General features: G+C 44.3%; 11 protein-coding genes. 4 read left to right on the top strand and 7 right to left on the bottom strand.

The genetic code is table 11. The annotated features are described in order from the left end of the window. The first annotated feature begins 47 nt into the window (after positions 1 to 47). Positions 48 to 1,256, top strand: a complete 1,209-nt coding sequence (locus tag NXZ84_RS09225; protein WP_258839960.1) for an MFS transporter — start codon at positions 48 to 50, stop codon at positions 1,254 to 1,256. Between the two features lie 5 nt (positions 1,257 to 1,261). Here NXZ84_RS09225 and NXZ84_RS09220 read toward each other — a convergent pair whose 3' ends face one another. Continuing rightward, positions 1,262 to 2,056: a divergent polysaccharide deacetylase family protein gene (locus NXZ84_RS09220; RefSeq protein WP_258839959.1), complete on the bottom strand. Its 795-nt coding sequence runs from the start codon at positions 2,054 to 2,056 to the stop codon at positions 1,262 to 1,264. Positions 2,057 to 2,255: 199 nt separating this feature from the next. Here NXZ84_RS09220 and NXZ84_RS09215 point away from each other — a divergent pair, with 199 nt between their 5' ends. Beyond that, on the top strand, positions 2,256 to 2,801 hold the full coding sequence (locus tag NXZ84_RS09215; protein ID WP_258839958.1) for a hypothetical protein: 546 nt from the start codon (positions 2,256 to 2,258) through the stop codon (positions 2,799 to 2,801). 75 nt (positions 2,802 to 2,876) lie between these two features. Here NXZ84_RS09215 and NXZ84_RS09210 read toward each other — a convergent pair whose 3' ends face one another. The 4 genes from NXZ84_RS09210 to NXZ84_RS09195 all read right to left on the bottom strand — a co-directional run bounded on the left by NXZ84_RS09210 (position 2,877) and on the right by NXZ84_RS09195 (position 7,825). Further along, positions 2,877 to 4,415, bottom strand: coding sequence for a multicopper oxidase family protein (locus tag NXZ84_RS09210; protein WP_258839957.1), 1,539 nt, complete (start codon positions 4,413 to 4,415; stop codon positions 2,877 to 2,879). A 162-nt stretch (positions 4,416 to 4,577) separates the two neighbouring features. Continuing rightward, positions 4,578 to 5,732 carry a thiolase family protein gene (locus NXZ84_RS09205; protein ID WP_258839956.1) on the bottom strand — a complete coding sequence of 385 codons (1,155 nt, stop codon included), beginning with the start codon at positions 5,730 to 5,732 and terminating at the stop codon, positions 4,578 to 4,580. A gap of 74 nt (positions 5,733 to 5,806) precedes the next feature. Continuing rightward, positions 5,807 to 6,661 (bottom strand): 3-hydroxyacyl-CoA dehydrogenase family protein, encoded by an 855-nt coding sequence (locus tag NXZ84_RS09200; RefSeq protein WP_258839955.1) that lies wholly within the window; start codon positions 6,659 to 6,661, stop codon positions 5,807 to 5,809. 18 nt (positions 6,662 to 6,679) lie between these two features. Beyond that, positions 6,680 to 7,825, bottom strand: a complete 1,146-nt coding sequence (locus tag NXZ84_RS09195) for an acyl-CoA dehydrogenase family protein (protein ID WP_258839954.1) — start codon at positions 7,823 to 7,825, stop codon at positions 6,680 to 6,682. A gap of 235 nt (positions 7,826 to 8,060) precedes the next feature. Here NXZ84_RS09195 and NXZ84_RS09190 point away from each other — a divergent pair, with 235 nt between their 5' ends. Then, positions 8,061 to 10,124 (top strand): thioredoxin domain-containing protein, encoded by a 2,064-nt coding sequence (locus NXZ84_RS09190; RefSeq protein ID WP_258839953.1) that lies wholly within the window; start codon positions 8,061 to 8,063, stop codon positions 10,122 to 10,124. Between the two features lie 53 nt (positions 10,125 to 10,177). On the opposite strand, the gene NXZ84_RS09185 is transcribed toward NXZ84_RS09190, so the two are convergent. Together NXZ84_RS09185 and NXZ84_RS09180 are read right to left on the bottom strand one after the other, a co-directional pair. Further along, entirely contained in the window at positions 10,178 to 10,408 is a 231-nt protein-coding gene (locus tag NXZ84_RS09185; protein WP_258839952.1) for a YhzD family protein, read from the bottom strand. Between the two features lie 70 nt (positions 10,409 to 10,478). Next, positions 10,479 to 11,318: a mechanosensitive ion channel family protein gene (locus tag NXZ84_RS09180; protein ID WP_258839951.1), complete on the bottom strand. Its 840-nt coding sequence runs from the start codon at positions 11,316 to 11,318 to the stop codon at positions 10,479 to 10,481. Positions 11,319 to 11,513: 195 nt separating this feature from the next. Here NXZ84_RS09180 and NXZ84_RS09175 point away from each other — a divergent pair, with 195 nt between their 5' ends. Next, entirely contained in the window at positions 11,514 to 12,824 is a 1,311-nt protein-coding gene (locus NXZ84_RS09175; protein WP_483869637.1) for an NCS2 family permease, read from the top strand. The last annotated feature ends 117 nt before the right edge of the window (positions 12,825 to 12,941 follow it).

The following is a 12,941-nucleotide window of genomic DNA, read 5'->3' as shown; positions in this document are numbered from 1 at the left end:
GATAGGGTGTGTATGGTCACTTTAATAGGAATGAAGGAGGATGTGAAGTGGGTAAACAAGGACAAGCGTTGTGGACGAAAAACTTTGTAATACTTTCCCTTAGTAACTTTCTCATGTTTGCTAGTTTTTATATGCTACTTCCTACGTTACCTGTCTTCGTGGTGGAAGAGTTAAGCGGAACAGAAGCACAAGTTGGTTTGATTATCGCGCTATTTACTACTGCGCAGCTTATTTCGCGCCCTCTAGCAGGGGTATGGTTAGATCGTTGGGATCGTAAGAAGGTTTTTCTTCTTGGGAGGATTTTATTTTTATTAGCGACCCTTTGTTATCTCGGTGTAGTTGGGTTATTTATGCTATTGTTGTTACGATTATTTCATGGCTTTGGTTTTGGGCTCTCGACAACAGCGTCGGGTACGATCGCGGCAGATATTATCCCAGAAAGTCGAAGGGCAGAAGGGCTTGGAATTATACATAGCTTTGTTAGTGTTGCGCTTGCTATAGGTCCATTCTTCGGTTTGTGGGTGATGGGAGTATGGAGTTATCAGGTGTTGTTTTCTGTTTGTTCGGTAATAGCATTACTGAGTATTATTTTTGCCGGCTGGATTGAGGTGAATAAAGTAGAAAGTAGTGTTAAAACTGAGCCTAAGCGGTTTCAGTGGAAACAAATTATAGAGAAAAGTGTGATTCCGACAGCAGTAATCGCAGGTATACTTTTCTTTGTATATGGTGGGCTAGTCTCTTTTTTGCCATTACATGTGAGTAAAGTTGGGTTGGTAGAGGCTGCGGGTTTGTTTTTCGGAATTTATGCGACTGCCATGATGTTTGTACGTCCTTTTGCAGGAAAGTTAGCAGATAAACGTGGATTTAGTGTTGTGGTTTATCCTGGGTTTCTCTTTTCCATTGTGGGGATTGTGCTGTTAAGTTGGGCGGATAATCTATTATGGATCGCATTGGCGGCTGTTTTCTTCGGTGTTGGCTTTGGTGCGGTACAACCGTGCTTGACAGCATTAGTGTATCGTGAGATCTCGCCCGAACGTAGGGGTGCGGCTACCGCTACTTATATGATTGTGGCCGATGTGGGCATTGCTTCGGGTTCCTATCTATTAGGAGTGTTAGCAAAGTTTACAGGATATACTGCCATGTTTATGGGGTGCTCATTGGTTTTGCTTATCGGCGTGCTACTTTATTATATTCGGATGTCCACTGCTAAGAGCGTAAAGCAAGAAGAGGAGATGTATAAAGTAGAGGCGAAGTAGTAGACCTATAAATCAAAAAATCCTTCAGTCTCATGGATACGAATCAACTCAGAAACGGGGACGATTTCGATGCCAGCTTCACGAAAGAACGGGAGCATGGATTGTATGGCACGAGCGGTATTTTTCCCTGGTATCCCAACATGGCCGATCCCAATTGCCCAGCCACGCGTCTGTGCTTGCTGGGCCAAAACATGTAATTGTTTTTGAATATGAGTTGGGTTATTTTCATTATCTAAGAATACGGTACGCCGAATATAAGGAACACCTAACTCTCTAGAGAGGGTGGGGATCTTCGTTTCTTCACTGGTGCGGCTATCTACGACGAACAATTCCTTTTCTTTCGCCACTTCCAAGATATTTTTCACTACACGTGGATCGGCTGTTGCACGCGAGCCCATGTGATTGTTGAGACCGACAACGAAGGGGATATGCGCTAGATCATTATGGAGTTGATTCTTAATTTCTTCATTACTCATCTTCGTTGTGATCGCTCCTGGACCGAGCCAATGAGCCGGACCGGTTGTCGCCTCTAAAGGAAGGTGCAAAATTACTTCAAATCCGTGCCGATGAGCACGATATGCTTCCTGTTTTGTCTGAGGAAGGCAGGGCATAATGGCTACGGTGAGTGGGGCATCAATGGTAAACATTTCTTCGGTTCCTTCAACACCATTGCCCAAATCATCAATAATGATAGCCACTTTTGGAGAGGGATGGTGAGAGGAAAGGGAAGCGTACGTGACAGACTGATTCGCTCCTAAGATAAGCGCTAGTAGAATGGAAAAGGTTAGGGTAACTCTCATGGGCGGCCTCCTACAAGATTATATCAACTACTAATATGTGCGATATCTAGCCGAAACATACATAGTGTAAGGATTGGAGAGATGGGGTTTGAACAGTATAATCAGGTTTATGGGGATCATGTTTTTACTCCTCGGAGGGCTCTTCACATATCAATATTATAAATTCGAACATGTTTTCTCAGGAAGTTTTTTTTCCTATATGGGTCCAATCTTTTTTGTGCTCGCTTTTCTCTGCTTGATAGGATTCCCGCTCGTCAAAATGATAAGAAGATGGAACCAGAGGTATTTACGCTTATATGGAAAAAGAGTAGAGGCTGAAATTACGAGGGTGTATATTGATTATCGTCTAAAACGTAAAGGGATGGGTGTATGGAATACCAGTTCGGGACAATCCCCTTATGTGATTGAAGCTCATTGGGTAGATCCCGTCACAAAGCAAGATTATATATTTACAAGTGGCTATTTGTGGCATGATCCATCGCCATATTTGGAATCGCAGATTGAAGTGTACATAAAGGAACAAAACCCTCATCGATATTATATGGATTGTCGCTCAATTGAAAAGTTAGCCCCAAAAGAAAAGGCGGGGTTTGATTTTACGATGATTCTATTCTTCCTTATGGCTATATTAATAGCGGCACAATTTATTATCCCTGTAACAGTGGTGGATCATGAGTTACTGCGTACACTCTTAATAGGGGTATCGATTCTCATACCGATCTCCGGATTAATAAGTAGTCGATAAGATTGTATATATTGTTAAAAGGGAACAGCGAAGAGATCTCTTCGCTGTTCCCTTTTGGGATTTAAGTTTTTCTGTTTATCTAATGACAAGGAAAGGGCGCATCATCTCGTAATCCTCATGCTCTAGCATATGACAATGCCAAACATATCTACCGGTATAAGGGCTGAAGCAAGAGATAATGCTAGTCACCTCTCCTGGGGGAGATATGACTGTATCTTTCCATCCTGCCTCCGAAGGAGACGGAGGGCGTGATTGTTGTGTGAAATGAATGCGCCCTGTCGCTTGATAACGCTCAACATCGAAGGAACGACGACAAAGAATGAGAAATTTGACTAGATGAAGGTGAATAGGGTGAGATAACTCTGTTGTGTTGATAAGGTTCCACACCTCTTGGGTTCCAAGTTGGGGACATATGGAAACAGGGTCATTCCAGCGCTCGTGGTGAAGAAGCATAAGTGGGCGCCCGTAGTGGTCTTTGCTCTCGTCAAGGGACAGAAGTCGTATGGGTGTGGTTGGAGTAGGTTGAAGTCTCTTTATGGGCACGAGTGAAGGGGGGATTTGGCTGATGTCCTCTTCTTCTAAGGTTTCTTGGACGCGAAACTGCATCACATGTTCTGTGCTGTCTCCCTCTATTGGTTTCCCATGGGGATAAGGGGTGGGAGCGTTGTTTTTGAGAAGTAGGCTCTCTCCAGCTTGGGTATGGAAATCAATAATGATGTCGGCTCTTTCAGCGGGGCCGAGAAGGAGCTGTCGAATGGTGATCGGATGAGGTAAGAATCCTTGGTCTGTGCCGATTTGAACGAAGAGCTGATTAGAGCTTAGTTGTAGGCGTAAAAAGCGAGAATTACAGCCATTGAGGATGCGAAAGCGATATTTACGTGGTTCTACTGATAAATAAGGCCACACTTTTCCGTTTACGAGCATGGTATCGCCAAAAAAATAACGAACAACAGACGGATAAGGCCAATCGGACTGGGTGTATTCCGGTTGATTAGGGTAGTATAATGAACCATCCGCTTGAAAAGAGCGATCTTGGATGATGAGTGGAATCTCATAAGGGGATTGCGGAAGGTGAAATCGGTGCTCTTCTGGATCACGAATAATATATAATCCAGATAAGCCGGCATAATTGTTGAGACGTGTAATTGCGAGAGCATGGTCATGGTACCAGAGGGTGGCGGAGGGCTGTTCATTGCGATAAAAATATAGGGGGGAAACAAAATATGGACCACGCTCTCGGAAATCTCGTGTAAACCAGGCTTCAGGATACCCATCATAATAAGTAGGATTTATACCACCATGTAGGTGTGTAACGGTACGTACATCGGGAAGGCAAGAATTTGCCCCTTGGATTGAGTGATCTATGGGAAGTAGATGATTACTAGGTAGTTGATTGCACCAGGAGACGTAGAGGGGTTGACCAGAACAAACATCAAAAGTGGGGCCAGGGTAGTGACCGTTAAACCCCCATACCATGGTGGAAGGGAGTTGTGAGTGCAGGGATTGGCGAAATTGCGTCATCTTCATCTCGTAGTAAGGTAAGTGGTTATACGTACCGATGGGACGGGCTAACGGTGGGATAGGCAAAGCGTCCCTATATTTTTCTAGCTGCATGTATGCTCACCTCTGCTACAGCGTATGGAAAAGCGGGAGTGGGTATGAAAATTATTTCTTGGAACACTTTGGTTGCTAGGATGGCCGATGATCTCTCCACCCAAATAAGTTCTGTTCCTTAAAGGAACAGAACTTATTTGGATATAAATAAAGTTAGGTGAATTAATCTAGTCTTTCAATAATAGAAGCAGTGGACATGCCATGTCCAATACAGATCGTAAGTAGACCGTAGCGACCCTGGATTCTTTCTAGTTCGTGTAGCAAAGTAGTGATCAGTTTTGCTCCTGTTGCCCCGAGAGGATGGCCAAGAGCGATGGCTCCACCATTTACATTTACTTTGCTCATATCTGCTTGCAACTCTTTCTGCCAAGCCAGCACAACGGGGGCGAAAGCTTCATTAATTTCAATTCGATCCATATCAGCTAGTGTGAGACCAGCTTTTTGAAGTGCTTTGCGGGTGGAAGGGATGACCCCATCCAACATCATAGTGGGATCGGAACCGACGACTGCTTGACTGATGATGCGAGCACGTGGACGACAGCCAAGTTGTGTAGCTTTTTCACGGCTCATAAAGAGAACAGCAGCTGAACCATCGCTGATTTGACTGGCGTTACCTGCAGTAATTACCCCATCCTCTTTAAAAACAGTTCGTAGAGTAGACAGTTTTTGAAGAGAGGTGTCTGCGCGGGGTCCTTCATCAGTTGTAAACAGAAATTTGTTTTCGTTTGAGTCTTGACCATACAGAGGAGCGATCTCACGTTCAAAATGACCAGCTTCTATAGCGGCGAGAGCACGCTGGTGACTTTGATAAGCATATGCGTCTACATCTTGACGGTTAAAGCCCCATTTTTCGGCAATCATTTCTGCCGATACCCCTTGGTGCACGAAGGGGTATTTTTTATGAAGAGATGTGGGAATTGTGCGCTCATTGCCATCGGATCCGATAGGAACACGGGTCATGCTTTCGACACCAGCTCCGATGGCGATCTCCATGTCGCCAGAAGCGATCGCTTGAACAGCAAAATGGGTGGCTTGTTGACCCGATCCGCACATGCGGTTGATGGAGACTGCGGGGACGGTGGTCGGAAAGCCTGCTTCTAGTGAGGCTAACCGTCCAATATTATACCCTTGTTCATCTATGGGGGAGACGCAACCCATTACAATATCTTCAATGGATGCAGGGTCTAATTGCGATCGGCTGATAAGTGCTCTTAAGGAATGAGCAGCTAGTTCAACTGGATGGATATGGCGTAATGCGCCGTTACGTTTACCGACAGGTGAACGAACAGCTTCAGTAATGACAACTTCTCTTAACATAATGATGACCTCGCATTCTTGTAAGTGATTCACGAGCGCAGGAGGAAGAAGGGGCTGCTATTTCCTCCTTCTTATTATGAATCGTAATGGTAAAAGCCTTTTCCTGTCTTTTTACCATAATGACCTGCTTCGACTAACTTTTTCAACGTTTGTGTAGGACGAAAACGGTCTCCATATGCTTCTACCATCCCCTCTGTGGCGTAAAGAAGGGTGTCTAATCCAACGAGATCGGCTAATTCAAAGGGACCCATGGGATGGTTTAAACCGAGTCGTATAGCTTTGTCAATATCTGCGCACGAAGCAATTCCTTCTTCATAAATACGAAAGCTTTCAGCTAAAAGGGCAGAGAGTGCGCGTGAGGTAACGAATCCTTGTCCATCCTTTACGATGACAGTCTCTTTTCCGATCTGTTGGGAAAATGATTCAATGGTGGCAATGGTGGATTCATCCGTATCGACGGCACGCACAATTTCAATCAAGCGCATGACGGGAGCAGGGTTAAACCAGTGCATACCGATCACTTGATGTGGGCGTGAGGTGGCGCTAGCAATAGCAGTCACACTTAACTCGGAAGTATTGGTTGCCAAAATAGAGTGGCGTGGAGTTAGACGGTCCAACTCGGCGAACAATTCTTTTTTTAAGTCCAGATTTTCTGGGATTGCCTCGATCGCAAGTTGGACTTCACGACTAGCTTCTGCTAAATCCATGGTGACAGAGAGGCGTTTTAGTGCTTTTCCAGCCTCTTCTTGCGTGAAATGTCCTGCCTTAGCAAAACGGTATAAGCTTTTTTCAATACCGACTTGTGCGCGCTCGATCGCATGTTGTGAAATATCATACAAGATTACATCGGCGCCCCCTTGAACGATGGCTTGTGCAATACCAGCACCCATCAATCCTCCACCGAGGACTGCGATTCGTTCGATCTTCATGGTAACTGCCCCCTTCAATTAAAGTCCGAGGTTTTTGGCCACGATCATTTTCATGATTTCGTTAGTGCCTGCGTAAATGGCAGCTACTGGAATATCACGGTAGCGACGAGCGATTGGATATTCTTCCATATAACCATAGCCGCCGTGAAGTTGCATACACTGTCCAGACACCCGCTTTGCCATATCGGTAACCCAGGACTTTGCCATAGATACTTGTGTAACTACATCGTGTCCAGCCATATGTTTAACGATGAGGTCATCTAGATAAGTACGGCCAAAGGAAACTTCTGTAGCGAGATCAGCAATGGTGAACTGGATATGCTGCATTTTGCTCAATGGTTTCCCGAACGCTTCCCTAGCTTTAACATATTCAATGGTCATTCGAACCATCTCTTCTGCTGAAACTTGTGCGAGCAGAGCAGCAAGTAGACGTTCTGGTTGCAGTTTATGCATCAAGTAGTGAAAGCCAGCACCCTCTTTTCCTAATAAATTGTCCTTGGGAACGCGGCACTCTTCAAAGATGAGTTCAGCGGTATCTTGACTGTGTAATCCTACTTTGTCTAATTTACGACCACGTGAAAATCCTGGGGTATCTGCTTCGACGACCAGGAGGCTAATCCCTTTATGTGCAGGAGTGGCATGAGGGTCTGTTTTGCAGACGACAACGATGAGATCACCAAGAATCCCGTTTGAGATAAATGTTTTTTGTCCATTAAGAACATAATGATCCCCGTCAGAGATGGCAGTAGTGCGGATGTTCGCAAGATCAGATCCAGTACCTGGCTCGGTCATGGCAATAGCGGTGATCAGTTCACCTGAGATACAACCAGGCAACCATTTCTTCTTTTGTATCTCTGAACCGTAGGTGGAGATGTAGGGAACGACAACATCACTATGGAGGCTGAAGCCCATTAGCCCTGTGCCCACTTTCTCTAATTCTTCCGCAATAATAACAGAGTAGATAAAGTCGGCATTTAGTCCTCCGTATTTCTCATCTAAGCAAGGCGATAGATATCCTTGTTCACCCATCTTAAGCCAGAAGGAGCGCGGAACCATCCGCTCTTTTTCCCACTGTTCAAAATAAGGACGCGCCTCTTTATCCAAAAATTTGCGTAGTGATTCCCGTAAAATTTGGTGCTCTTCTTTTATATATGATGCTTGCATGATAAGTGCCCCTTTCAGTGCTGGATAAGTGAGGGTATCATTTGTTATACATTGACGCTAAGAAAAGGCTGATTGATTTCACTATTTCTTCTTTCCTCCATATTCTAACACGATTTACGTCTGTGGGTCATCGTAGTCACTCTCACGAAAAGTAAGTAAAATCTTAGTAACGTATTGTTTTTTTGTTACACTAGAGCTATAGGATAAACTTACATACATAAAGGAGACGGTAATAATGGTTTATAAGAATCGCTTAGGTGAAGAGAAGTCACCTTATCTCTTGCAACATGCAAGCAACCCCGTTGATTGGTATCCCTGGGGAGAGGAAGCCTTTGCACAAGCAAAAAAAGAAGATAAGCCGATATTTCTATCTATAGGATATTCAACTTGTCATTGGTGCCATGTAATGGAAAAGGAATCATTTGAAGATGAAGAGGTGGCCGAACTACTCAATCGTGACTATATCTCAATTAAAGTGGATCGAGAGGAGCGCCCCGATATTGACCATATCTATATGACAGTGTGTCAAGCTCTGACTGGACAAGGAGGATGGCCGCTCACAGTGATGATGACACCAGAGAAAAAGCCGTTTTTTGCGGGAACCTATTTCCCCAAACGAAGTCAGCGTGGGATGCCAGGGATGATCGAATTGCTAAATCGTATTTCGGACGTATGGCAAAATGAACGCGATAAATTACTTGAGTCAGGGGAGAAAGTGACTGCTGCTATTCGAGCGTATGCCAAAGCGGATCAGTCAGGTGACTTGTCGCTAGTCATAACAGACTCTGCTTATGAACAGGTGGCACAGCAGTTTGACTCTGCTTATGGTGGCTTTGGGCAAGAGCCGAAATTTCCACGTCCACACGACTTTCTGTTTTTACTACGTTATTGGAAGCAAAGCAATGTGTCTGAAGCACTCACGATGGTTGAAAAGACTTTGACAGCCATGCATCAAGGTGGAATCTACGATCACTTGGGATTCGGTTTTGCTCGCTATTCTGTCGATCGAGAATGGCTTGTTCCTCATTTTGAAAAGATGTTATATGATAACGCCCTGCTGGCGTATGCGTATTTGGAAACGTATCAAGCAACGAAAAAAGAGAAGTACGCACGTATAGCGGAAGAAATTTTCACTTATGTGTTACGTGATATGACCTCACCGGAAGGAGGGTTTTATTCAGCTGAAGATGCCGACTCGGAGGGGAGAGAAGGAAGGTTTTATGTATGGTCCCCGGTAGAAATCGAACAGGTTCTAGGTGAAGAAGAGGGGCAACTCTTTTGTGAGGTTTACGATGTAACTCCAGACGGCAATTTTGAAGATGGTTTGAGTATACTTAATCGGATTCACGATCCATTGCATGCTGTAGCTGCACGTGAGGGGATGAGTGAAGAAGAGATAGAGGAGCGTTTACAGAAAGCTCGTGCACAATTATTATCTGCCCGCGAGCAGCGAATTCACCCTCATAAGGATGATAAAATTCTCACCTCCTGGAATGGACTGATGATCGCCGCGTTAGCAAAGGGGGCGCAGGTATTGGGCAAGCCGCATTATGCAGAATCAGCTGCTCGAGCTGTTCAATTCATCGATCAACATGTGCGCCGTGCTGATGGAAGACTACTGGCACGTTTCCGTGATGGAGAAGCCGCATTTCCTGGCTATGTAGATGATTATGCTTTTTATTCATGGGGTTTGATTGAGCTATACGAAGCGACAGGGAATGTACACTATTTAGAACATGCGTTACAGGAAACTGAGCGGATGATGGATTTGTTTAATGATGAGGAATATGGTGGTCTTTTCTTTTATGGACATGATGCAGAGCAATTGTTGACACGACAGAAGGAAATATATGATGGCGCTCTTCCTTCAGGGAACTCGATTGCTGGCTGGAATTTAGTACGCTTGGCAAAAATGAGCGGTAATGAGCATCTACATCATCTAGCCAAAAGACAGCTAAGTGCGTTTGCTCGTAATGTTGAGCAAGGGTCGATGGCATATACAGCTTATTTAGTGGGCTTGCAGCTGCATCTAGGGGCAACTACTGAGATTGTGATAGTGGGGGATTCAAACCTGCCAGTAGTGAAGGAGATGAAGCGCATCATTTACTCAACATATCTGCCGGACGCCGTTATCCTGTTTCGCGATGGTCAAAATCAGGATAAGCTTGCTCAATTTGCGCCCTTTACAGCTGAGCAGCATGCACCAGCAGGAGAAGCCAGAGTTTATATATGTAAAAACCATACTTGCCAAGCACCATTGGCAACCGTGGAAGAGTTGGAATTGGAGTTAGGCAAGTAGATGAAATAAAAAAGGGCATCCTCTTTCCTGTAGGGAAGAAGATGCTCTTTTTTCTATTCTTCGTTGGCTTGTTTTTGTTGCAGCACAAATGCTTTTTTGTATTTATGAGCATTAAATCGAACCAGATAGCCAGAAGAATGGAAGATTCGATATGCTTTCTCCAAATAGTTCTGCTCATGAAGCCACTTTAATCCCTTTTGAATCGCTTCATCATCCGTCTTGGCTTCGAGTGGTTCGTCGTGTAGAGTGCTTGCATCTTGATCGTATACGGTAATGTGGTACATCGCACTTCCCCTCCTTCTTCTTTATTATAGCAAATGGGAGGGGATTTCCTCGACTTTCGTAAAAGGAAAATTAGTGAGCAGGAGGTTGTTGCTGTTGATCGTTGGGATACATGGCAGAGGGAGATTGGCATCCGATAGGAATACCAGCTTCGTCCAATGCTTCTTTGAGGCATTTACGAAGCTCTCTTTCTACCGTCCACTGGGCCATGTTTTGTGTACGAGCCAGGATTCGAATCACCATCTCAGATGAGGATAATTTTTGTACACCTAAAACATCCGGTCCCTCGATTATTTGAGGGGTATCTGTTTTAGCTTTATCGCAGGTACTTTGGAGAATGTGGATAACATGGTTTATATCAGATGTTGGGGCGATACTGATGTCGATGAGTGCTCTCATGTTCCCACGCGAATGATTGGTGACGGTGTCTAACTTCCGATAAGGGATAAGGTGAATGTCTCCACTAAATCCGCGGATTTTTACTATTCTGCGCCCGATGTTTTCTACGATACCAGAATAGGTACCAACGCTTACATAGTCACCTACACGTATTTGATCCTCTTGAGTGATGAAGTAGCCCATTATAAGGTCAGTAAGAAGTCCACGGGTACCTAATCCTACTATGAGGGTACACATGCTTGCAATAATAGCTAAACTAAGTAAACTAGCCCATATATCCATACCCCATAATGAGAGGAGGGAGAAAGCGATAAGATAGAGAAAGACGAAACGAACGATGGAAGTACTTAGTGTAGAGATATATTGTTGCCCTGCAGGAGAGGTCTCCTTATAGAGAAGGTTTTTTCGTATCGATCGTTTGAGATACTTCTGAGTCAAAACATACATAAGGAGTAAGGTGATTGAGATGAGGGTGAATTGAATGTATGGGATGATAATGCTGGACAAGTTCATGAAGGATCACTCCTTTCCATAATAATTGGGATAAAAGGACACCTGTTGTTCATTATACGCACCCATCTTGAAATATTTCCTGGTCGATAAGAAATCGGTAACTCGAAGATCATGGTGGATTGATTTTTTTATTAAAAACGATTATTATGGTGGTTGGTTAAATTAATGTTCGTTATTTAGTTGATTTAGGAGGTAATAGTATTGAATTTATTTTCATTAGAAGATAAAAAAACGAACGTTCGCACTGAGGTGGTAGCTGGATTGACTACCTTTATGACGATGGTATATATCGTGGTGGTCAATCCGGCGATTTTACAACAAGCAGGAATGGATTTTGGAGCAGTCTTTGTCGCTACTATTCTCGCTACAGTGATTGCGACACTAATTATGGGTTTATTTGCAAACTACCCAATTGCAATCGCTCCAGGGATGGGATTAAATGCTTATTTTGCTTATAGTGTTGTAGGACAGAGTGGGATTCGATGGGAAGTGGCATTGGGTGCCGTATTGGTAGCAGGGGTTTTGTTTGTGCTCCTCAGTGTTACTTCTTTTCGTGAGCAACTGATAAAAGCAATCCCGGATAGTTTAAAGTATGGAATTACGGCAGGGATAGGATTGTTTATTGCTTTTATCGGACTAAAATCGGCAGGAATTATTGTTGGAGATGAAGTGAATTTGGTAGGTTTAGGAGATTTTCATGCACCAATGACGATATTAAGCCTGGTAGGGCTTTTTCTCACGTTGGTATTATTCACTTTCCGTATACCAGGTTCTTTGTTTATAGGGATGGCGTTAACGGCATTGATCGGAGGAATGAGTGGGTTGTTTGTCAGTCCAACAACGTGGGTGACTGCACCTCCTAGTTTAATGCCTACATTAGGGGCAGCAGTCATCTCACTGCCAGAAGTGTTTTCTCAGGGGTTGTATGCCGTGATTTTTGCCTTCTTGCTGGTGACTCTTTTCGATACTACAGGAACGATGATCGGGGTAGCGGAGCAGGCAGGTCTGATGGGTAAAGATGGTTCTTTTCCACGGATGCGCTCAGCTTTGTTAGCAGACTCTATTGGGATGACGGCCGGTGCCTTGATGGGTACGAGCCCCACCAGTGCCTACATTGAATCATCGACGGGAGTGGCATCAGGGGGGCGGACTGGCTTAACAAGTGTGGTCGTAAGCTTATTATTTCTGTGTATGCTCTTTTTTGCTCCGGTGGTAGAGGCGGTTGCAGGAGTACCTGCGATAACCGCTCCAGCGCTTATTATTGTAGGGTGCTTTATGATGGGGGGACTAGCAAGGGTAGAGTGGGGGAGGTTTGATGAAGCATTTCCCGCCTTTATTGTAATGATCAGTATGCCACTTACTTTTAGCATTGCAACCGGCATCGCCTTTGGATTTATTACTTATCCTTTATTAAAAATCATTCAGGGGCGTTTTCGTGAAGTGCATCCACTGCTGTATTTGTTTATGGTATTGTTTTTACTTCAGCTTATTTTTCTTCCAGAATAGGGGTTGGAAAGGAGATTTGTCCCTTGCAATGAGGGAAGCAATGCTGGTGTATTTGGACTGTAAAAATGCTTCCATGGTATAATCAAGCGATGGAAAACGTTACAGCTACTGAAGAAT

Source organism: Mechercharimyces sp. CAU 1602, assembly GCF_024753565.1.
Classification (GTDB): Bacteria; Bacillota; Bacilli; order Thermoactinomycetales; family JANTPT01; genus Mechercharimyces.
This window is presented reverse-complemented; position numbering and strand designations above follow the sequence as displayed.